General features: G+C 69.8%; 20 protein-coding genes and 1 pseudogene. 6 read left to right on the top strand and 15 right to left on the bottom strand.

Annotation, left to right across the window (positions count from 1 at the left end; translation table 11 throughout):
* Positions 1 to 307: 307 nt before the first annotated feature.
* Complete coding sequence (locus ABZZ17_RS35830; protein WP_356882785.1) at positions 308 to 1,051, bottom strand: helix-turn-helix transcriptional regulator; 744 nt, start codon at positions 1,049 to 1,051, stop codon at positions 308 to 310.
* A gap of 54 nt (positions 1,052 to 1,105) precedes the next feature.
* On the opposite strand from ABZZ17_RS35830, the gene ABZZ17_RS35825 reads away from it, so the two are divergent.
* The 3 genes from ABZZ17_RS35825 (at position 1,106) to ABZZ17_RS35815 (ending at position 4,356) form a co-directional block, all read left to right on the top strand.
* On the top strand, positions 1,106 to 2,437 hold the full coding sequence (locus ABZZ17_RS35825) for an MFS transporter (protein WP_356882783.1): 1,332 nt from the start codon (positions 1,106 to 1,108) through the stop codon (positions 2,435 to 2,437).
* A 27-nt stretch (positions 2,438 to 2,464) separates the two neighbouring features.
* A complete protein-coding gene (locus ABZZ17_RS35820) occupies positions 2,465 to 3,436 on the top strand; it encodes a quinone oxidoreductase (RefSeq protein WP_356882781.1) in 972 nt (323 codons plus the stop codon).
* A gap of 548 nt (positions 3,437 to 3,984) precedes the next feature.
* Positions 3,985 to 4,356 (top strand): hypothetical protein, encoded by a 372-nt coding sequence (locus ABZZ17_RS35815; RefSeq protein ID WP_356882779.1) that lies wholly within the window; start codon positions 3,985 to 3,987, stop codon positions 4,354 to 4,356.
* A 10-nt stretch (positions 4,357 to 4,366) separates the two neighbouring features.
* Here ABZZ17_RS35815 and ABZZ17_RS35810 read toward each other — a convergent pair whose 3' ends face one another.
* From ABZZ17_RS35810 to ABZZ17_RS35785, 6 genes are all read right to left on the bottom strand, one after another.
* Positions 4,367 to 4,768 (bottom strand): hypothetical protein, encoded by a 402-nt coding sequence (locus ABZZ17_RS35810; protein ID WP_356882826.1) that lies wholly within the window; start codon positions 4,766 to 4,768, stop codon positions 4,367 to 4,369.
* A gap of 498 nt (positions 4,769 to 5,266) precedes the next feature.
* Positions 5,267 to 5,896, bottom strand: a complete 630-nt coding sequence (locus ABZZ17_RS35805) for an HAD-IA family hydrolase (protein WP_356882777.1) — start codon at positions 5,894 to 5,896, stop codon at positions 5,267 to 5,269.
* 268 nt (positions 5,897 to 6,164) lie between these two features.
* On the bottom strand, positions 6,165 to 6,803 hold the full coding sequence (locus tag ABZZ17_RS35800; RefSeq protein WP_356882775.1) for a hypothetical protein: 639 nt from the start codon (positions 6,801 to 6,803) through the stop codon (positions 6,165 to 6,167).
* Positions 6,804 to 7,000: 197 nt separating this feature from the next.
* Positions 7,001 to 7,381, bottom strand: a complete 381-nt coding sequence (locus tag ABZZ17_RS35795) for a DUF6009 family protein (RefSeq protein ID WP_356882773.1) — start codon at positions 7,379 to 7,381, stop codon at positions 7,001 to 7,003.
* Positions 7,382 to 7,544: 163 nt separating this feature from the next.
* On the bottom strand, positions 7,545 to 9,125 hold the full coding sequence (locus ABZZ17_RS35790; protein ID WP_356882771.1) for a phage/plasmid primase, P4 family: 1,581 nt from the start codon (positions 9,123 to 9,125) through the stop codon (positions 7,545 to 7,547).
* Entirely contained in the window at positions 9,122 to 10,177 is a 1,056-nt protein-coding gene (locus ABZZ17_RS35785) for a bifunctional DNA primase/polymerase (protein ID WP_356882824.1), read from the bottom strand. Before ABZZ17_RS35785 ends, ABZZ17_RS35790 begins: the two co-directional genes overlap by 4 nt.
* Positions 10,178 to 11,376: 1,199 nt before the next feature.
* Here ABZZ17_RS35785 and ABZZ17_RS35780 point away from each other — a divergent pair.
* Positions 11,377 to 11,691, top strand: a complete 315-nt coding sequence (locus tag ABZZ17_RS35780; RefSeq protein WP_356882769.1) for a hypothetical protein — start codon at positions 11,377 to 11,379, stop codon at positions 11,689 to 11,691.
* The gene (locus ABZZ17_RS35775) at positions 11,688 to 12,626 is read left to right on the top strand and encodes a zeta toxin family protein (RefSeq protein ID WP_356882767.1); all 939 of its coding nucleotides are present in this window, start codon (positions 11,688 to 11,690) and stop codon (positions 12,624 to 12,626) included. Before ABZZ17_RS35780 ends, ABZZ17_RS35775 begins: the two co-directional genes overlap by 4 nt.
* Positions 12,627 to 12,690: 64 nt before the next feature.
* On the opposite strand, the gene ABZZ17_RS35770 is transcribed toward ABZZ17_RS35775, so the two are convergent.
* The 8 genes and pseudogenes from ABZZ17_RS35770 to ABZZ17_RS35735 form a co-directional block, all read right to left on the bottom strand.
* Positions 12,691 to 13,089, bottom strand: a complete 399-nt coding sequence (locus ABZZ17_RS35770; protein WP_356882765.1) for a hypothetical protein — start codon at positions 13,087 to 13,089, stop codon at positions 12,691 to 12,693.
* Positions 13,089 to 13,355: a hypothetical protein gene (locus tag ABZZ17_RS35765; RefSeq protein WP_356882763.1), complete on the bottom strand. Its 267-nt coding sequence runs from the start codon at positions 13,353 to 13,355 to the stop codon at positions 13,089 to 13,091. Before ABZZ17_RS35765 ends, ABZZ17_RS35770 begins: the two co-directional genes overlap by 1 nt.
* A gap of 391 nt (positions 13,356 to 13,746) precedes the next feature.
* Complete coding sequence (locus tag ABZZ17_RS35760) at positions 13,747 to 14,334, bottom strand: hypothetical protein (protein ID WP_356882761.1); 588 nt, start codon at positions 14,332 to 14,334, stop codon at positions 13,747 to 13,749.
* 20 nt (positions 14,335 to 14,354) lie between these two features.
* Positions 14,355 to 15,530, bottom strand: coding sequence for an undecaprenyldiphospho-muramoylpentapeptide beta-N-acetylglucosaminyltransferase (murG, locus tag ABZZ17_RS35755; RefSeq protein ID WP_356882759.1), 1,176 nt, complete (start codon positions 15,528 to 15,530; stop codon positions 14,355 to 14,357).
* Positions 15,531 to 15,866: 336 nt separating this feature from the next.
* Positions 15,867 to 16,436: a serine hydrolase domain-containing protein gene (locus ABZZ17_RS35750; protein WP_356882757.1), complete on the bottom strand. Its 570-nt coding sequence runs from the start codon at positions 16,434 to 16,436 to the stop codon at positions 15,867 to 15,869.
* The gene (locus ABZZ17_RS35745; RefSeq protein ID WP_356882755.1) at positions 16,327 to 16,782 is read right to left on the bottom strand and encodes a serine hydrolase; all 456 of its coding nucleotides are present in this window, start codon (positions 16,780 to 16,782) and stop codon (positions 16,327 to 16,329) included. The genes ABZZ17_RS35750 and ABZZ17_RS35745 overlap by 110 nt, the downstream gene beginning before the upstream one ends.
* Positions 16,783 to 16,810: 28 nt before the next feature.
* Positions 16,811 to 17,287 (bottom strand): Clp protease N-terminal domain-containing protein, encoded by a 477-nt coding sequence (locus ABZZ17_RS35740; protein ID WP_356882754.1) that lies wholly within the window; start codon positions 17,285 to 17,287, stop codon positions 16,811 to 16,813.
* Positions 17,274 to 17,515, bottom strand: a pseudogene (locus tag ABZZ17_RS35735) (hypothetical protein). The gene ABZZ17_RS35740 and the pseudogene ABZZ17_RS35735 overlap by 14 nt, the downstream one beginning before the upstream one ends.
* Before the next feature lie 118 nt (positions 17,516 to 17,633).
* Here ABZZ17_RS35735 and ABZZ17_RS35730 point away from each other — a divergent pair.
* Positions 17,634 to 18,968 (top strand): competence protein CoiA family protein, encoded by a 1,335-nt coding sequence (locus ABZZ17_RS35730; RefSeq protein ID WP_356882752.1) that lies wholly within the window; start codon positions 17,634 to 17,636, stop codon positions 18,966 to 18,968.
* The last annotated feature ends 232 nt before the right edge of the window (positions 18,969 to 19,200 follow it).

The following is a 19,200-nucleotide window of genomic DNA, read 5'->3' as shown; positions in this document are numbered from 1 at the left end:
GTACGACACCCTCTTCCCGGGACAACCGAATTCACGAAGAGGGACACCGCTCGCTGCGCACCGGGCCAATAGGGCTTGAAACGAACTCACCGGAAAGACGTGCCACCGCTTCGACCGCGCCGGCCAACGGCGACGCCCTGAAACAGCTCCAGTCGCTCGCCATGAGCACCCTTTGCGCTCGGCCGCTCCAGCTTCACCGCCGACGTCCCGGGCGCCGGCGCTCTGCGCCCGCTGCGCGACCCAGACGCACTGGAGCGGGACGAGGACGACGACGGAGGCGGGCAGCACTAGGAGACCTGGTCCTGTGTCAGGTGGCGGGGCGGGCGCCGGGAGTGTGGCCGAAGGTACGGCGGAAGACGTCGATGAAGGTGCTGGCGGAAGACCAGCCGCAGCGGTGGGCGACCGCGGTGACGGGGATGTCGTCCGCCAGGAGGATCAGCGCGTGGTGGAGCCTGATCTGAGTGCGCCACTGCAGGTAGGTGAGGCCGAGGTCGTCGCGGAGGCGGCGGGAGAGGGTGCGGGCGCTGGCGCCGATCTGGCGTCCGAGGTCGTCGAGTGAGCGGTTGTCGGCCGCGTCGGCGCGCAGGATGTCGTGCAGTTCGCGGAGCAGAGGGTCGGTGGGGACCGGCAGGTGTAGCGGCTGTTCGGGGGAGAGGGCGAGCTGGTCGAGCATGACCGCGCGCAGGCGCAGGTGGGGTGGGCTGTCGTCGTCGGGGTCGCGGGTGTACGCCACGATGAGTTCGCGCAACAGGGGGCTGACGGCGAGGACGGCGGGTTTGTCCAGGCCGAGGGGGTTGTCGGTGGCGGGCAGGCCAACGAGGTGGAGGTCGAGTTCGCCGTGTGCCTGATGCTGGTGGACGGTGCCGGCGGGGATCCAGAGCGCGCGGGTGGCGGGGGCAACCCAGGAACCGGCGTCGGTGGTCACCGCGATGGCGCCCCGGCCGGCGTAGACGATCTGGTGATCGTCATGGCGGTGCGCATCGATCTCGCCGCCGGAGGCCAGGCGCTGGGTCCGGGTCGGCGCAACGGATGCGTGGCGGACTTTCTGCATCACCTGTCAATCTACCGAAAGCGCGACACCGTGCGCTTCTCCCAGCATGGGAGCGTGCGAAGGAATACATCGATCTCCCTGCTGGCCGTGGGACACGCCTGCGTCGACATCTACCAGGGCGCCGTCGCGGCGCTGATCCCGTTCTTCATGGCCGAACGGGACTACACCTACGCGGTCGCCTCCGGCATCGTGCTGGCCGCGTCCCTGCTGTCGTCGGTGGCCCAGCCGGTGTTCGGGGCACTCACCGACCGGTGGGCGATGCCGTGGCTGCTGCCGGTCGGCACTCTGCTGGGCGGGGTGGGCATCGCGCTCAGCGGCCTGAGCGGCTCCTTCCAGCTCACCCTGTTCTTCGTCGCTGTTGCCGGGATCGGGGTGGCCGCCTACCACCCGGAGTCGGCCCGCGTGGCCCGGCTGGCCAGCGAAGGCAGTCACAGCGCGATGGGCTGGTTCTCCCTGGGCGGCAACATCGGCTTCGCACTTGCCCCGCTCATGGTGTCGGCCGTGATCGGACACGGCTCCCTGCGCTGGACGCCCGTCCTGGTCCTGCCCGCACTCGCCGGCGCCGCTCTGTGTGTGCCCCTGCTCCGGATGCTCGCCCGGCCCGAGACCGGCGCGTCCAAGACGGAGGCACCGCGGGGCGCCGATGACGTGGCCTCGTTCGTGAAGCTGTCCCTGGCGGTCGTCTTCCGCTCCATCGTCTTCACCGGCCTCAGCACCTTCATCTCCCTCTACGCCCAGCAGCGCATGCAGGGCAGCACCACCGCGGGCACCATCGCCCTGTTCCTGCTGTTCCTGGGCGGCGCAGTCGGCTCGGTCCTGGGAGGGTCCGTGGCCAACCGCTACGACCGCGTCCATGTCTCCCGCTGGTCCTACCTGCTCTCCGTCGCCGCCGTGACCGGAGTGATCTACGCACCCGGCCCGGCCATGTTCCTGTTCGTGGCCCTCACCTCCGTTGGCCTGTACGTCCCCTTCTCCCTCCAGGTCACCCTGGGCCAGGATTACCTGCCCTCCCGTATCGGTACTGCCAGCGGCGTCACCCTCGGCCTCACCGTCAGCATCGGCGGCCTCATCAGCCCCCTGCTGGGACACCTGGCCGACTCCACCTCCCTGAAGACAGCCCTCACCCCCCTGATCGCCATGCCTGCCCTGAGCTGGCTCCTCTTCCGCGCCCTGCCCGAACCCACCTCCCCCAAGCCTCAAGCCGACGCACCCGCGCCCGCACCCGCACCCGCATCCGCGCGGCAGGACGCCCGGCCGACCGTCGACCGCGTTTCGCCACCTGGGCAGGCCCGTTCCGTCGGTGGCGCCTTTCTCCCACCTGGGCACGAGACGGCTACGACACCTCACCACAAGCGGGAATCGGATCGTCACGACCGGAGTTGGTGAGGGAACTTAGCCGTTTCAGGAGGGGTCATGCGAGCGATTCAGGTTTCCGAAGTGGGCGGTCCCGAGGTACTGCGACTGGTCGACATCGATCAGCCGATGCCGGGCCCTGGCCAGGCGGTCGTGGAGGTCGCCGCGTCCGGCGTCAACTTCCTCGACGTATACCACCGCCAGGGCCGGTACACCCTCCCGCTGCCCTTCACCCCGGGCACTGAGGGTGCGGGCACGGTCCTCGAGGTCGGTCCCGGCGTCACCCACGTCGCTGTGGGAGACCGGGTCGGCTGGGTGGATATTCCCGGCACCTATGCCGAGCAGGCCGTCGTGGACTCCTCCCGGCTCGTGCCCCTGCCCGACGGCGTCGACTTCGAGGCCGCCGCCGCCGTGCTGCTGCAGGGCATGACGGCGCACTACCTCGTCAAGGACGCCTACCCGGTCCAGCCAGGCGACACGGTGCTCGTGCACGCTGCCGCCGGCGGCATGGGGCTCGTGCTGACCCAGCTCATCACCCATCTCGGCGGCAGAGTGATCGGCACAACCTCGACACCGGAGAAGGCCGAGCTGGCGCGGCGCGCCGGGGCCGCCGAGGTGATCCTCTACTCCGCAGTGGACGATCTCGCGGCCGAGGTGAAGCGGCTCCATGGCGGTCAGGGCGTGCCTGTCGTCTTCGACGGCGTCGGCAGGGACACCTTCGACGCGAGCCTCGCCAGCCTGCGAACCCGCGGCCACCTGGTGCTCTTCGGCGCCGCGAGTGGTGCAGTGCCGCCCTTCGACCCCATCCGGCTCGCCCACGGCGGTTCGCTGACCCTGATCCGGCCAAGCCTCGGGCACTTCATCGCCGACCGGTCCGAGCTGCTCCGGCGCGCCGCCGACGTGCTTGAACTGGTGCGTACCAAGGCGCTTGAGACCACCGTGACGGCCCGCTACCCGCTCGCCGAGGTCGCCCAAGCTCACCGCGATCTGGAGGCCCGGCGTACCACCGGCAAGCTACTCGTCATCCCCTAGGGCAACCGACGGAACTGACTGACCTGGTCACCGAACCAGCCGATGAGGGTAGCGATCTGGAGTGCGGGCACGCCCTCGTTCGCTGCGGTGCGAGCGCAGGCAGAGCCAAGACGCCCCGCCGACCGTCGACCGCGTTTCGTCACCCGGACAAGCCCATTCCGTCGGTGGCACGACAAGGCCCGCTTGTCCGAGATCAACCCGGACACGATCCGCAGCCTCCCACCGCCCGACCCGCCCGGACAGTCCGCTGTCTAGCGCAGTGGACCCGGGCGGCGGGATCAAGCCGGCCCGGCCTGTCGGCAAACGATCGTTTGCCGACAGGCCGGGTCCGATCCTCCGTACGGAAGGGGCCCTTCGGTGGCGAACCTGGTCTACAAGCGGGTCTCGACCGACCAGCAGTCCACCGCCCTGCAGAACCTCGTCCTGGCCGAGGCCGGGATCGAGGACCCGGTCGTCTTCGAGGAGGACCGGGCACCTCCAGCCGCCGCCACCCCTTCCAGCGCCCGACGTTCGGCGAACTGCTCACCTACGCGCGGCCGGGCGACACCGTGCCCATCTCCGAGATGTTCCGCCCTGTGCGCGGCACCGGCCACATCCTCGACGTGCTCGACGTCCTCCACCACGACCAAGTGGCGCTGCGCATCCACGACGGCGCGTTCTCCGCGATGGACCTCACCGCCCGCCACCCCCCGAACCGGCGAGCTGCCATCGACGACATTACCGACGACGACACCACCGTCACCGTCCGGCGGGGAGACCCGCCCTCCCCGCTGCCGGATCCCGTCGCCGCCTTGATGCGGGCTGACACCCAGTCCCGGCAACACCTGCCCTACGCCAGCAGGAGCTCACAGTGGCTCTTCCCCGACCGCCAGCCCGGACAACCCATGAACCCGGTCAGCCTCCAAGTCCACCAGCACTGAAGCGCGGTACTCACGCCGGGTCTGCTGAGCCTCGTTTGTCCTCGACGTGGACGACGTGAAGCTCGGTGCCGTCCCGGTGGCGCTTGGAACGTCCGAACAGCCCGACAGCGATCTGCGTCTGATCCTGAGGCTCGTTGAGGCCGACATAGGTGAGAACGTCGTTGTGATGCCCCGTGACGACCCATCCCTCGACGTCCTTGAGGTCGATCACCCCAAAGTCTCCTGCCGAAGATCCGGCATGCGCCGGGCCGAACTTCTTCAGGAGGTCGGTTGCCTGTTCAGCAAGCTCCCCCTCCTGAGCGGTCACCACGACACAAGTGCCATGCTCGAACAGCACCCACGACTTGCGAGGGTCGGCGAGAAGCCGCTGCCAGACGCCTATCAGTATCTCGGTGTTCACGCCGATCATCATGCCGGAGAGCACCGACACAGGGTGACGATCGACCGACGGCTACGGCGAATACGCGACACCTCACCATGCGCCCCGACCAGTCCCGAGGCCGGCCTTCGGCGGGCTGAAATCCGTCCTCCTCGCGCATGCGCACCACGTGCGCCAGCGACCTCGATGCATGGGGAAGAGGCAACCCGGTCGGGGCGGCATCCCTGCGCGCAGCGCTCTCGCCTCCCCCGGGACTCCTTGGTCCAAGACGTCCGTACCCACTGCACGGTGATGTCCACGCCGTCCCACTCTTCCCGAGGTGCTCCAAGAGGTTGTCCCGCTGGGGATGGTCAGACCAGCCCTGCCCCATGTTCGCCCGCGACGGAGCCGTCCGGCCGGCACGCGTCCAAGGGCGCCGCCCTTCCGTCCCTTGCCTCCCCGCCGCCGTGCCGGCTGCGATCACCGTCGGCGCGGCGGCGGGGAAGAGCATGAGACCCAGCCCCTCCCTCGCTCAGGAGGCCGGAAGCCGGATCAGTGGCCTTCGGCCAGGGGCACCCCCAGCAGGGCCTCGAGCTGGGAAATCGTCTGCTCGGGGTCCTGCGCGTGCACCACGGCGAAGCCGAGGTCCTCTGCCGGCTTCAGGTAGCCCTCGGTGTCGTCCACGAAGACGCATTCCTCGGCGGACAGCCCCAGAAGCTTCAGCGAGACCTCGAAGATCTCCTGGTCGGGCTTCCGCATCCCGTGCTGCTCGGAGATGACCACGCTGTGATAGAGCACGTCGAGTTCGTATCCGTCATACAGGTTCCAGGGAGAGAGCCCGACCGAGTTGGACAGGATGCCGACCCTGATTCCGGCCCGCTGTGCTGCGGCGGCCGCGTCGATCATGGCCTGCTCGGGACGCAGGTCGGCGAAGATCCTGCCCATCAGGTTGTCCGGGGCGACGCCGAGTTTGGGGGCGGCCGCCTCGTTCCATTCGACCTGAGTGATCGCACCACGCTCCAGCGCGTTGGTGAGCCGCACGCCTTCCGGGTCCCTGTACAGCGCGTTGATGCAGGCTCCCTGCGCCAGCCCTTCGCGCTTCTCGAAGTTGAGTACCGCGGGAAGCAGCGGTGTGGTGAGCACCCCGCCGAAGTCGAGGACGAGGCCGGTACGGTCAGACATTCGGGTACTCCAGAGGTAATCGGGATTCGGGGTGTCGGCCGTCGCGGCGGGCGAGCCTGGCTCGGCCGAGATGCGACGGATGCCATGGGGTGGCGGCTGCCAGCGCTTCAATAGCGGTAGCGGCGGCCGGTCAGAGCTCGGTCAGACACGGATGTAGGACACGGGTTCAAGAGCGGACGCCTGCGACGTCCTTCTTCGTTTCCGGTGCCGGCCTGGCGCGCTCTGCTCCTGCCCTGCCATGCCCGCACGCTCGCGGGCATGGCAGCGTTCACAGGGGCTGACGCATCAGGCGGTGCGGCGGCGGTGACGGCCGGTGCCCCTCCCCGCCGACGTACAGCTCGAAGGCTCCGGCAGGGGTGTCCGCCGTGAACGCGATGCGGACCTCGGCGGAGTACACCTGCTCCGTCGGGACGTCACGCTCGGGGAGCTCTACCTCGTAGACGGTCTCGCCCCGGTCCAGGCGGAACGGGACGGACTTCCACGACCCGTCGGCTTGACGGACTTCGGCCTTGATGTGCTTGGCCTTGACGTTCCCGGCTTCCTGCGCGACTCCCACCGCCGCGACGAAGTCGTCGACAGGCAGCCCGCCGCGGTTGTCGGCCGTCACGGTGAGCTGTGTCCAGCCCCCACCGGCCTCGAAGGTCTTCGGCACGCCGGTCATGGAGAGCTTGGGGCCGTTGTTGCGGTACCCCGGGCTCGCCACCGACTTCGCGGCGGGACCCGATGCGGCCGCCTGTCCTTCTGCCGTTGCCCCGGCAGCCGCGCCTGCGGCCTGTGCTCCTGCCTGCGGGAGTGCGTCAGGGGCTGAGAGCGCGGGCTTGTCCTGAGCCATGGCCGGCGTGACGGTCAGCACCGTCGGGCCGACCACTGCGGCGGCAGCCACGGCGGCCATTCGCCTGAGCTTCATGTTCGTTTTACCCCTCGATGATCCCCGGTCGCGAAGACGCGCCCGGCCCACCCCGACATCTGCTTGAACCTGCTCAGATTAGTCCGGTCGCGGGAGTCGCGACCGGACTCGGCATCAGCCCGGGCAGGCCTTGGTCCCTGGGTGAAGGCGCAGCTCAGAGCCGTTTTCCCGGAACGGCAGGGACTGAAGGGACTGGATCAGGCACCTGGCTCGCTGGTTGCGAGTCCGCGCTGGGAGCGCGGCGTTTTGAGGCCGACCTTGCGGGGCGCGATGGTGCGCGGGTCGACGGCCTCTCCGGGGGCGCCCTCCTTGTAGAGGCCGTGGGGTTCGGCGTCCCGGTCGTGCGGGAGGAGGTAGAAGACGCGGCGTTTTTGCAGGCCGCTGTCAGGGTCTGCCTCTGCCGTGTCGCCGAGCTCGGTGAAGCCGATCATCCGGCCGTCCCGGTAGTAGCGGGGCTTGCCGCGGCGGCGGGGGGTCTTGTCGAGGGCTTGACGTACGTAGTCGAGTTCGTCGGGGTCCTCCAGCCACACCACTTTGTCCTCGTGGGCGAGATCGCTCGGTTCGAGTAGCGAGCTCATGGCCTTCGTCCCTCCTCGGTCTTGCGTTCCTGTCCGGTCGGGCAGGCGGCCCTGTGCGCGGCAGGTTGCCGTGCGCCGGCTATGGCGAGCCGGGCGTGGGTCATGGTTTCTTCCGTCCATCGTAGGGGGCTGGGATTGCCGCGGACAGTACGCAGGGGTCGGTTCACGTGCGGGCTGCTCCGTTCGCCTCGCCCGGCGCGCTGTCCTCTGTGAGGAGAGCGAGGCCGGGGTAGAACTTCTGGCCGTTGGACCGGAGCATCTCGCTGGGTGAGGAGATGCCCGCTTCGGCGCGGATGCGGGTGGCGAACGCGCGGGTGGTGGCGGGGCGCAGGCCTTCGCCTTCCTGGCACCAGGTGCTGTAGGCGCGGTACAGGGCGCCTTGCTCGACGCGCAGGTCGCAGGGTTCGTCGAGGCTGGCGGCCGTGGTGCAGCATTCGGCGAGGAAGCGGCCGATGTGGTCCTCGGTGGTGGCGTAGGCCTGGGTGGCGGTGCGGACGACGGTGGGTCCGCCGAGGGACGGCTTCGTGGCGAGGTAGGCCATGGCGCCGTGGACCATCCATTGGAGGATGCCGGGGCCTTCGTCGGCGACGAGTTCCTCGGCGAGGTTGTCGATCTTCCGATGGTCGGGGACGACGCGGTCGAAGGGGATCAGGCGGATACGGCGCCAGAAGGCGTGGCCGCCAGTGCCGACCTCGGGCCGGTGGTTGCCGAGGAGCCAGAGTTTGTGGGTGGGTTCGAAGCTGAAGAAGTCCTGGCGCATGCGGCGTGCTTTGAGGCGGTCGCCGCCGGTGAGGAGCTTGACGCGGGCCTCGTCGAATTTGTCGTGGGGCTTGAGCTCGCTGCAGACGAACAGGCGGCGGCCGTGCAGTTCGGTCAGCTCGGTGGAGTGTTCGTTGAACTTGCCGCGTTCCATGAGGAAGCCGGGCGGGGCGACGTCGGCGTAGTCCCCGAGGATTTTGATGACCACGTCCATGAGGGCGGATTTGCCGTTGGCACCGATGCCGTAGAGGAAGGGCAGGACCTGGCCTCCGACGTCTCCGGTGATGGAGTACCCGAGGAGCAGGTGCAGGAAGTTGATCATCTCCCTGCCCTTGTCGTCGTCGCCGAACGTTTCGGTGAGGAAGCGTTCGAAGCGGGGCGTGGGCATGGCTTCGGGTGCCACGTACGTGGCGCGGGAGTGCAGGTCGCGGCGGGGGTCGGGTTTGCGCAGGTCCCCTGTGCGCAGGTCGACGACGCCGGCGGGGGTGCACAGGGCGTACTTGTCGCCGTCGAGGGTGTCGGGGTCCAGGGCGAGTTCGGGCGAGGCCTTCGCCTGGGCGAGCATGGCCTTGACCCCGGAGGTGGACATCGCCCGCTTGCGGTGCTGGTTCAGCTCGCGGTCGGTGAAGACGCCGCGCGGGTCGTGCACGGGCATGTCCTCGGCCATGTCCCCGGCGGCCCAGATCGCCGACTTCTCTCCGCCGGTGCGCTTCCACCGGTACTCGTCCCAGACGTACCAGCCCAGTCCCTCGACGTGGCGGAAGCGGTGGCTGTGCAGATGGGCGAAGAGCTTGGCGTTCCCCCGGTCGGTGAGGTTGCCCAGCAGCCCCGACTGGATGAAGTCTCCCGGCCTGAAGCCGGCGGCGAGGGCGCCCTGCTGGGCGGGCAGCTGCGGTGCGGCGGAGGGGGCGGCTTCGGCATTGAAGACGGCGAGCTGCTCGGCCGCGGCGTGCGCGTCGAACCCGGTGCTGCCTGCGCTGCTCATGAACGTCCCTTGGGATGGATCGGGCGGTTGCCGCCGGCGCGGAGTGCGGAGTCGATGACCAGCTGGTTTCTGCGGCTGTGCTCGGGTCGTGCGGCATCGGCGGCTTCGGCCAGCAGGCCTGCGCATTCGGCCTGCGTGATGTGTCCGGCGGCTGACAGGCCTCCCGCGGTGAACGCGGCGCGGTTGAGTTTTTCGGTGAACGCCGTCCCGGAGGGGGTGGTCGCGCAGGCGCGCACCTCGTCGAGGAGGGGCTTGAGGATGCGGTGGGCGTCCGAACCCTGCGGCCGGGTGCGGCGGGCAGGCTCCGGGGCGGGGGCGGCTGGTGTCGTGGCGGTTGCTGTCGTGGGGGCTGGTGTCGTGGGGGTGCCGGTGTGTCCGGTGCGGATGAGTTCGGCGCTCAGCCACAGGGGCAGCGCGGCAGGTGTGCTGGAGCCGGGCAGTGCCTGGTAGGTCCCGGCGAGGGTGCGGGTTCCGGGCGCGACGATGTAGCCGCCGGTGGCCCGGACGTCGATCTGCCAGGCGAGCGCGACGCGAGGGCTGGAGCCGCTGGAGGACCGGTAGCGGGGTCCGGCACAGGGCACCCGGTACCAGACGTGCAGTCCCCCGGAGGGCGTCCGTACGCGCAGGGTGGCCGTGTCGTCTGCCGGGTTCGGCTGTGAGCGGCAGGCGGCGAGGAGCGCGAGGGTGTCGAATCCGGAAGCCAGACCTTCCAGGTCGACACGGTCGTCTATGCGGATCCCGGGCAGCAGCCGCTGCCGGTCGGGCAGGACCGGCGAGTGGGCGTCGATGTCGATGACGAGGACGCCTGCCGGGCCGCAGGAGACGCCGACGCCGAACTCCGGCTGCTGACGCCACCACGCCTCGATCAGGGTGTGATCGGTGGTCGCTGCGTGAAAGCCGTGGCACCAGCGGCCTGCGGGGAGGCACGGGCACGTCTGCGGCTCGTGGTGCGCGGTGGCCGGGCCGCAGTTGGAGCAGTTCGCGGGCGGGGTCTTCGTCCCCGGAGCCAACGGGTGTACCGGGTAGCCGTGTGCGGCGAACCAGCGCGCCACTTTCAGGGGCTGCTCGGAGGCAGGGGCGGAGTAGGTCCGGTTGCCGGTGTGGGCTGGCACGTTCTGCTTCCTCGACAGGTTGCCTGGCTTCGTTGCTGGTTCTGAGCACGGCCTCCTTCTCCCCGGCCAGGGACTGAAGGGACCGAAGTTTCGGTATTGCGGAGCCTAGCGCAGCAGTCTGACAGTGCTCTGCAGGTCGCTGGCCTCGTAGTTGTTTTTCAGTCCCTTGAGTCCCTTGGGTCCGGGGGCAGATTGGGGTTTTGCGAAGGACCTGAGGATTTGTCCCACTTGGGATTCCCGGGCGCGTCGCCCCTCCGGCAGGGACCCACGGGCTCGCTTCCGATCGGCGAGCTGTGACTGCTCCCGGCCACGCCGGCCTCCGGTCCCTGGTCCCTGCTTCCCCCTCCCCCTGGATCCCTCTCCCCCTGGACCAGGGTCCGAGACCCTCGTTTTTCGTCTTCAGTCCCTGGAGCTTCAGTCACTGCCAAACCTGCAGCTCGGGGCCGTTCTCGCTCCCCAGGCAGGGACTGAAGGGACTCAATTCTCTAGTTATGACTCAACCAGAGAACAGGCTCTTTACGCGCTCGCACATACATACGCGCACACGAAGAGTGGAAGAGTCGAAACTGAGTCCCTTCAGTCCCTGAGACTGAAGCAAGAAGGCTCTGACCTGCACTTTTAGAGAGGGACTGAACGGTGAGGGACTGAAGGGACTCTTCGGGGTGGGGGAAGTCCGATGCCAGCCGATGACGGACCAGGCTCGTAGCCCTTCAGTCCCTGAGGGACTGGGAGAGCGCGGGCGGGAAGAACCAGCCGGCTCAGCGAAACTGATGCGGCCCAGGACCTCGTACGTGCCTGGGAGAGCGACTGCTGCTTCGAGGCGTGCACTTGGTGAGGCTGGTCTGAAGCGACGCCCGGCTGACCGGCCATCCAGCCATCCATCCCGGATGGGGTGCTCACAGAGATGTGGAGGCGTTCGAGAAGGTCACGGTGGCGATTGCGGACGGTCCCTGCCCACTTGGGGAGACGAGGCTCCCGTGCTGGTCTGACTCCAAGCCTCCCGGAGCAAGGCAGGGGCGGGGCTTCGGGCCGTTCCGGCACCGTCGTGGTCGGCTCGGTCGAAAACGGCCGGTGGGTCAACTGGACTCTGGAAGCCGCACGTTGGCCGACCGCCGCCGCCTATGGGTAAGGCTCCACCTATGATCATGAGCATCGGCGGGCATCCCGCCACACTGCTAGGGAGGAGTTCTGTGACCCCTGAGCCCGATCCGTTTGAGAACACCGATACCGCCATGGTCTACGACATCTTCGCCGAGACCGGCAACCAGCTCATCGGCCGCTACATGGCCCGCTACTACGCTGCCGAAGATGCCGCCGAACGCGACAAATGGTGGCAACTGGTACTGAAGATCAGAGACGACCGCCGAGCAGTGGATCCGCATGACCGTCAGGCCCTGCTGGAGCACATCTCCGCTTGGAAGCAGGTCATCGCTGAGGTGGCGGCGGCCCCGTGACCGACCCGAGCACGTATTTCCTGACCGAAGAGCGGTTACGAGCGCTCTTCGACGAAGTCGTCCGCGATTTCGTCTTCGGCGACTACCAGCCGCAGAACGATCCCGTTCTGGTGCTCCTGGGAGGGCAGCCCGCCGCCGGGAAGAGCTCGGCCATGGCCACCACCGCCGAGCGGCACCAGGGCACCGTCGTGCCGCTCACCGGGGACGAGCTGCGCCCGCTCCACCCGTCCTACGATGAGCTCCTCACCAAGGACGCGCAGACCCGTGAGACCGCGACCGCTCAGGCCTCAGGTGCCTGGGTCCGCATGAGCATCGAGCACACGCTCCAGAACGGCTACGGGCTCCTCCTGGAGGGCGTTTTCCGTGACCCGGCCATGACGATCAGTACGGCTGAGAGATTTGCCGCCGCGGGTCGCAAGGTGGAGGTGGTCGCCCTCGCCGTGCGGGAGGAGCGAAGCAGGCTCGACGCCCTCCAGCGCTTCCTCGAAGGTGGCCGCTGGACCCCGCCGGCGCTCCAGGACCTGGCCTACCGGATGGTGCCGGAGACGGTGACAGCGGCCGAACAGAGCCCTGCCGTACACCGCATCGCCATCACCAACCGGTCCGGAGCCGACCTGTACTCCATGGAGCGAGGTCCCGATGGCCGGTGGCCCGGGGAACCGGCCGCGGCCGGGGCTCTGGATGACGAGCGTCGGCTGCCTCTTCCACCGGGTGAAGCCTCGGCCTGGCTGGCAAAGCGCCAGGCGGTCCTGATCCACATGGCCGCCCGCGGTGAGATCAACGAGGAGAGCCGTCCTGTCCTGCGGCGCCTGGCCCAGGACGCAGGCGCCGTCGCCGCCATGGTCTCCCCCGAACCCCGTCGTCCCGAGCAGATCGCGTACCAGGCGGAGGCACCGAGCCCATTGGTGGCTGACGGCCGCTCAGGCCATTCCTGACAGGAACCTGCTTCGCGCCGAACCTGGCCCGTCTCCCCACCGAGGATCGTCCGCCAGGAGGCGCTCAGTGATCCGGATGGACGACCTGCACGCCGGTGCCCTCGTACAGGTCGGGCTCCAGGGTGAGCAGGTAGCGGCCGACGGGAAAATCCGCGGAGGGGCGTGCGGCGTGGATGGCGTGGACGGCCGCCCAGGGGTGCCCGGTGCGCAGCAGTTCCGTGGCGGTCAGGGCAGCGGCGGTGTCGAACGGTTCGATCTGGATGAACCGCAGTCCGTTGATGTAGGCGAGCAGGCCGGGCCGCTCGGTGCTGCCGGCGGTCAGGGACAGTACGGGCGCGTAGACGGTGCCCAGGCCGCCGGAGGCTTGGACGTAGAACGCGGCGACGGCCTCGTTGGACGGATCCTTGGGATCGTGGAGGGCGGTGGCGGTCGTGTGGTCCAGGACGACGGCGATCGGCCCCACTACGCGGCTGCCGAGCCCCGACGGGCGCCGAGCCGCTCCAGGAGGCCGCGGGCCTTCGCCTCGGCCTCCTCGCTGGGTACGGTGCCCAGTACTGAGGCGAACTCGGCCCGAGCCTGCTCGGCGCGCTCCGCGTACTCGGCCTGGGTCGGCTGCCCCTCAGCGAGCTCCTCGACGAGCTGCCGGATCGTGGTGCCCTGCTCGCTCGCCAGCGCAGCCAGCCTGTCACGGGTCGCCGCGCTCACCTTGATGCTCGTCTCGTCTGCCATACCTCGACTCTACCCGCAGTAGAGGAGCGGCGCAGAGGGCTTGGCGCCGACGAGTCCGTCACGCCAGGAGTACCTGGATCCCGAGCTCATGGACCCGGCCAGCGGTACCAACGGCTGGGGTGGAAGCTCGCTGCGCTTGAGCGGGCCCTGAGCGTGACCGCTGGTGAGGGAGCTGGTCCAGGCTGCTGGGAAGAGCAGCCCGCCCCCTGCTCCCCCGTCGCTCGGACATGACCCGCGACGATCTGGTTCAAGCCCCATCCGGGCATGACGCAGGCCCCTCCAGGCCGGCTCGCTGAGACGGCACCCCGGCACCCCGGCGGCGTCGCGGGCGACGCGTCCGTCGTCGAGGCGGCCCTGCCGGAGTGCTGCTCCTCGTCGGCGTTGGCGGGTGTCAGTTGAAGATGTCCAGGACGTCCAGCCAGGAGCCCGCGTCGTCGGTGGTGCGGCGTCGTATCGGGAGGGGATCGGGGTAGGTCTCCGCCGCGGCCCTCGCGCGGACGATGTCGGGGCCGCCGCACGCCGCGACCGCGAAGGCGCCGAAGACCTTGGCGAACGCGGCCGGGTCGCGGAACTCCACGCCGAACGCCCGGCCGTCCCGCAGCGGCACCCACACCACCCGGTCGAACCGTCTCCATTCCTGCACCGGCTGGTCGTCCGCGGTTGACCGTCCCTCCAGCCACAGCCGCGCCACGTGCAGCAGGTTCACCTTCTCCATCGGCAGCCGCTTGCGCCGTACCCGCAGTTCACGAGTGGTCAGCTCGACGCGCTGGTCCTTCTTCGGGTACCAGACGACGCCGATCCCGAACGGCACCCACAGCAGGAGCCAGATCAGCGGCCAGACCAGAGCGTCGCCCCACGACCGGATCAGCCCGCCGTCCAACAGGTACAGGGCCCCGAAGAGCAGCACCCACTTCGCCGTCATCCGCCAGAATCCGGTGCCCTGCCGGTACAGGACCCGTCGTTTCCCCGTCATCGCCATGCCCGCACGCTCCGGCCGGTTCAGGCGGATGCGGCGGACAGCACCACGTCCACGAGCCTGTCGGCCGCGTCCGGCCGCCCGTACGTCCGTGCCCGTTCCGCCATCGCCGCCCGTCGGGCGGGGTCGGTCAGGAGCGGGCCGACCGCGTTCTGGAGGGCGGGGCCGGTGACCTCGTCGAGCAGCGCGAGCGCCGCCCCCGCGTCGGCCAGGTGCCGGGCGTTGTGGGCCTGCTCGTTCCCGGCCGACGTAGCGAGCGGGATGAACACCGCGGGCTTGCCGAGCGCGGTCAGCTCCGCCAGAGTCCCGGCCCCGCTGCGCGACACCACCACGTCGGCCAGCGCCAGGACGTCCGGCAGCTCCGCCCCGAGGAACCCGGTCAGGTGGTAGCGGCCGGCGAGGACCGGGTCCAGTGCGGCGGCGGCTGACCGGAGGCCGTCCACGTTCGCCGGGCCGCACTGGTGGATCACGTTCGCGTGCGTCAGGAGCCAGGGCAGTACATCGCGGACGACATGGTTGATCTGCTGGGCGCCCTGAGCGCCGCCGGTGACGTACACGGTCGGCAGTCGCCGGTCGAAGCCGTACAGGGCCAGCGCCCCGACCGCCTTGTCCGGGTGTCCGCCCAGGACTTCCGGCCGCACCGGGTTCCCGGTGACGACCGCGCGCTCGCGCACCTCGGCGGGCAGCAGCGGCAGCGAGGACTCCGAGGACACCGCGATCCGCGTCGCGGAACTCGCGAGCTTCCGGTTCGCCAGGCCCAGCCGGACGGTCTGCTCGTGCAGGACCAGCGGAACCCGGCACAGCCGCGCGGCCAGCCCGGCCGGCACGGCGACGTATCCGCCCGTTGCGAGGACCACGTCCGGCTGGAACTCGGACACGATCGACCGGGCCTGGGCCACGCCGAGCGGCACCCGCGCCATGTCCTTCACGTTCGCGGCGGACAACATCTTGAGGGGGTTCGACGAACGTCGGATCTTCCCCGTGGCCACCGTCTTGAACGCGATCCCCTCCGCCGGGGCTACACGCGCTTCGAGACCGTCCGCGGTGCCGATCCACAGGACGTCCAGCGTGGCGCCCGCGGCCGCGAGACGGCCTTGCAGGGTACGGATCGCCGTCAGGGCCGGGTAAGTGTGGCCGCCCGTGCCTCCGCCCGTGACGAGCAGCCGGAACGAACGCGGGAGTGCGGGGGAAGTGTTCACCCACTCAGCCTACTGGCTGCCCGGCCGCTCACTCGAAAATGTGTCGGACGCCAGAACGCACACCCGATGCTCGTACAGTTCCGCGCCCTTACGGTCCCTAGCCCCGGCGGCAGAACTTCGCCTGGAGGAGATCGGTGAAGAGGGCGATGGGGTCGTCCCAGTCGCCGTCGCTCCAGTCGCCGTTGACGTTGGTGGTGACCATCTGCTCGCCGTCGCGAGCGCCGTAGGCGTAGGACCACGATCCGAAGAGCGCACCCCCCCATGCCCCAGACCGTTTCCCCGCAGGGCAGTCTCACCGAGGAGACGCCGAGGCCGTAGGCGGCGTCGGGAATCCAGTCACGGGGTCACGGTGGCGAACATGTCGCGTTGTTGGTCCGGTGGCAGGATTCGGCCCCCGAGCAGGGCGCCGAAGAACCGGTTGAGGTCCCCGGCGGTGGAGATCATGCCGCCGGCCGCCCAGAACATGGACGGGTCGAGCTCGGTCGCGTCGTGGACCGGCGCGCCGGGGTCCGTCCGGAACAGCTTCGTGTAGTGCCGGGAGTGCGGCCCGCGGATCGTCGGGTCGCTGCCGTGCGGCAGGTACGTACCGGCCAGGCCGAGCGGGCGGGAGATCCGCTCCGTGATCTCCTCGGCGAGCGCGCGGCCGGTGACCCGCTCGATGATCATGCCGGCGAGGACGTAGTTGGTGTTGGAGTACGCCCAGCCCGAACCCGGCGTGAAGGTGGGCGGATGGGACATCGCGATCCGCGCCAGCGCCTGGGGCGGGTGCGTCTCGCAACGGTTCAGTGCTTCCTGGTCATCGGTGTAGTTGAAGATCCCGCTGGTGTGGTTGAGCAGCATCCTGACGGTCGCCCCTGCACCGTCGTGGTGACGGCCGTGGACCACGCCCGGCAGCCACTGTTCCACGGTGTCGTCCAGGCTCAGCCTGCCTTTCCGCCGCCAGCTGCATCACGACGGTGGCCACGAACGTCTTGGTGATGCTGCCGATGCGGAACCGGTCCTGCCGTGAACGCCTGCGGCCGGTGCGGGTGTCGGCCACTCCTGCGGTCCCGAACCACTGCCGGCCGCCGTCGCGAACCTCGGCGAGAATCCCGGGAAGGCCGCCGTGCGTCACGGCCCGCTGGAGTAAGTGCTGGACCGCCTCGTAGCCCTCGGCCCCTGCGGCCGGCGCGGATTCAGGGGCCGCGCCCCCTGCTTCGGCCGGTTCGGCTCCCGGTCGGCCGTAGTCCGCACGAGTGGTGTGCCGGTGCATGTGGCCCTCCTCGCATCCCGGTGTTCGGTCACTGCTCCTGGCTGGTGAGCGTCTGCCGTACGCGGTCCGCCAGCTCGGCCTGATCGACCCCCGCCAGGGCGAGGGCGCGGGGCACGGTACCGACTTGAGCCTGCAGGATCCCGAGCAGCAGGTGCGCTGACCGCAGGTCCTTCTTGCGGGCGGAGGCGAAGCTCCGATCCAGGGCGAGTCTGGCGGACGCACCCATCTTGGGCTGGTGGGAGGCGTGGCTCGGCCTGGGAAGGTCATAGGCGGCCGGAGACACTCCAACCACGCTGAGGCTGTGCTCGAATTCGCGGTCCAGTGCCTCGCGGACAGCAGCGCGATCCAGCCCGGCCGAGGCCAGGGCCTGCTGTGCGGTGGACCCCTGATCGGCGGCGAGCGACAGCAGGAGATGGTGTGCGTCGATGGTCGCCGACCCGTCACCCCGGGCTTCGTCCATCGCCCGCACGATGACCGCATGCAGGTACTGGTCAAACGCGCTCATCGCCGCGCCTCCTCAGCTTGACTCCGGCGGCGATGAGCCGCTTGGCGTGCTTCTTGTGGACGGCTTGGCGGGTGACACCGAGCGCCTCGGAGACCTGCGGCCAGCTCCAGCCCGCCCGCATGGCCTGCTCGACGACGCGTCCTCCAGTTGATCGGCAAGACGTCGCAACGCCACGACAGCCGCCAGGGCGTCAGCGGGTCCAGGGGGAAGGGTGGCGGAAGGTGACACCCCTACCGCGAACGGCGTAGCAGCCCGTCCCGTCCGGGGTACTTCTTGTCAGACCGGGTCTCCGCCGTCCGTCGCGGACGAGGGTCCGCCGCGCAACGAAGGAGAGAAGGAGAGAGCGATGGTGTTCGTCGGGGTGCACGGAGAATGGGGGCGGATCGACGCCACCCAGGCCGACCTTGGATGCGGACGGGCCCGGGAGAGCATCTACAAGGCCACCCCTCCCGCACCCCTGACCTGCTACGAATGCGCCTGGCGGCTGCACCTGGTCCACAAGACGCACGGCGCGTACGACCTGTGGTTCCTGCGCCATGCCGGCAACGCCCCGCATTGTGAGGCGCGGCTCGCGGGCGAAGGCATGGCCCACCACCTCCTCAAGCTCGACCTCGCCCACCACGCCCGCGCGGCCGGGTGGAGTGCCGAGTACGAAGTCGCCGCCCCGGACGGCTCCTGGCGCGCGGACGTGATGGCCACCTCGCCGGACGGCAGCCGCCGCGTGGCCCTGGAGGCGCAGATGGCGGCCATCCCCATCACCGACATCGAGGCCCGCACCGACCGGTACCGTGCCGCCGGCGTCGAGGTGTGCTGGTTCACCGACCGCAAGACCGTCCCCTGGCTCGACCACGTGCCCTCCGTGCGGATCGCCCGGCCGGACGACGGCGGACCCGTCCAGATCACTGCCGGGGCCGCCCGCTTCGTACCCGAGTGGTGCGAGGACCGGGCCGACTGCGGCCTGTGTGAGTGCGAGGACTGCGGACCGGGAATCGACGCACCGCTGCCCTGCGGCGGCCACGGCACATGGACGACGGCCGACCCCTTCCCGCTGGACCGCTTCGTCGCCGCCATCTGCGCGAACACCACCCGCCCGCACCGCCTGCGGGCCAAGGGGCGGGGCGATGACGGGACATGGCGGTGGACAACCCGCTCGTACTTCGAAGGTGAGGAAGAGCAGGTCCGGGCGACGGCCCGGCGAGAGCAGGTCATCGACCGGCTGACCGCCGTGCAGCGGCGCCGACGCGAAGCGCGGAAGGCCGCCGAGCAGGAGCACCTGGCGGCGATAGCGGCACTGCTCCAACGCCAGAAGGCGTTGGTCAAGCCGGTGGTGGAGTTCGTCTACCACGAGGCCGGCGCGTACCCCGGTGTTGCCCGCGAGAGCAGTCCCGAGTACGCCATGGGCGTGCCCGTGTACCTGCGCGGCAAGCCGTACGCGGTCATCTGCCCGGTGGCGAGCCGCCTGCCCGCCCTGCGCAACCGTCTCGCCCCGCTCGTCCTCTTCGCCGCCTCCGAGCGGGAACGCGGCCGCATCGCCGCCCAGGCCGCCCCCGGGCAGCGCGTCGAAGTCATCGCCGTCGATCTCCCCCCGACTCCCCCACCCGCGGTTCCTCAGCCGCGGGATCAAGCCGGCCTCACCATCAGGCAGGCCGTGAGCCGGATGGTCGGCCTCGACCGGATGTGAGACCCGCGCGCCACCGGCTCCTCCGGGGCGACGCCGGACAGGGCCAGAGGGCCGGCGGGCGCGATGGCTAGTGCCGTGGCCGGGAAGGTGTGCCGGGTCGCGGCGTCCGGTGCGGTGCATCTCAAGGCGGAGGGCCGCGGCTTGTACTGGACGTACCTCCGTGGTCCGACAACGCGGAGAGGTGCCGTGCCGGGCGTCGCGACCCGGTGGACCTTCCCGGTCACGGCACTAG

This window comes from Streptomyces sp. NPDC006512 (assembly GCF_040611935.1).
GTDB lineage: Bacteria > Actinomycetota > Actinomycetes > Streptomycetales > Streptomycetaceae > Streptomyces.
The sequence above is the reverse complement of the archived record's forward strand: the minus strand, read 5'-3'. Positions and strand labels throughout refer to the sequence as shown.

Coding starts and splice junctions, on each gene's coding strand:
- ABZZ17_RS35830 (WP_356882785.1), bottom strand. CDS start 1,051: ATGCAGAAAGTCCGCCACGCATCCGTTGCGCCGACCCGGACCCAGCGC.
- ABZZ17_RS35820 (WP_356882781.1), top strand. CDS start 2,465: ATGCGAGCGATTCAGGTTTCCGAAGTGGGCGGTCCCGAGGTACTGCGA.
- ABZZ17_RS35810 (WP_356882826.1), bottom strand. CDS start 4,768: ATGATGATCGGCGTGAACACCGAGATACTGATAGGCGTCTGGCAGCGG.
- ABZZ17_RS35805 (WP_356882777.1), bottom strand. CDS start 5,896: ATGTCTGACCGTACCGGCCTCGTCCTCGACTTCGGCGGGGTGCTCACC.
- ABZZ17_RS35800 (WP_356882775.1), bottom strand. CDS start 6,803: ATGAAGCTCAGGCGAATGGCCGCCGTGGCTGCCGCCGCAGTGGTCGGC.
- ABZZ17_RS35795 (WP_356882773.1), bottom strand. CDS start 7,381: ATGAGCTCGCTACTCGAACCGAGCGATCTCGCCCACGAGGACAAAGTG.
- ABZZ17_RS35790 (WP_356882771.1), bottom strand. CDS start 9,125: ATGAGCAGCGCAGGCAGCACCGGGTTCGACGCGCACGCCGCGGCCGAG.
- ABZZ17_RS35780 (WP_356882769.1), top strand. CDS start 11,377: ATGATCATGAGCATCGGCGGGCATCCCGCCACACTGCTAGGGAGGAGT.
- ABZZ17_RS35765 (WP_356882763.1), bottom strand. CDS start 13,355: ATGGCAGACGAGACGAGCATCAAGGTGAGCGCGGCGACCCGTGACAGG.
- ABZZ17_RS35760 (WP_356882761.1), bottom strand. CDS start 14,334: ATGGCGATGACGGGGAAACGACGGGTCCTGTACCGGCAGGGCACCGGA.
- ABZZ17_RS35745 (WP_356882755.1), bottom strand. CDS start 16,782: ATGCACCGGCACACCACTCGTGCGGACTACGGCCGACCGGGAGCCGAA.
- ABZZ17_RS35740 (WP_356882754.1), bottom strand. CDS start 17,287: ATGAGCGCGTTTGACCAGTACCTGCATGCGGTCATCGTGCGGGCGATG.
- ABZZ17_RS35730 (WP_356882752.1), top strand. CDS start 17,634: ATGGTGTTCGTCGGGGTGCACGGAGAATGGGGGCGGATCGACGCCACC.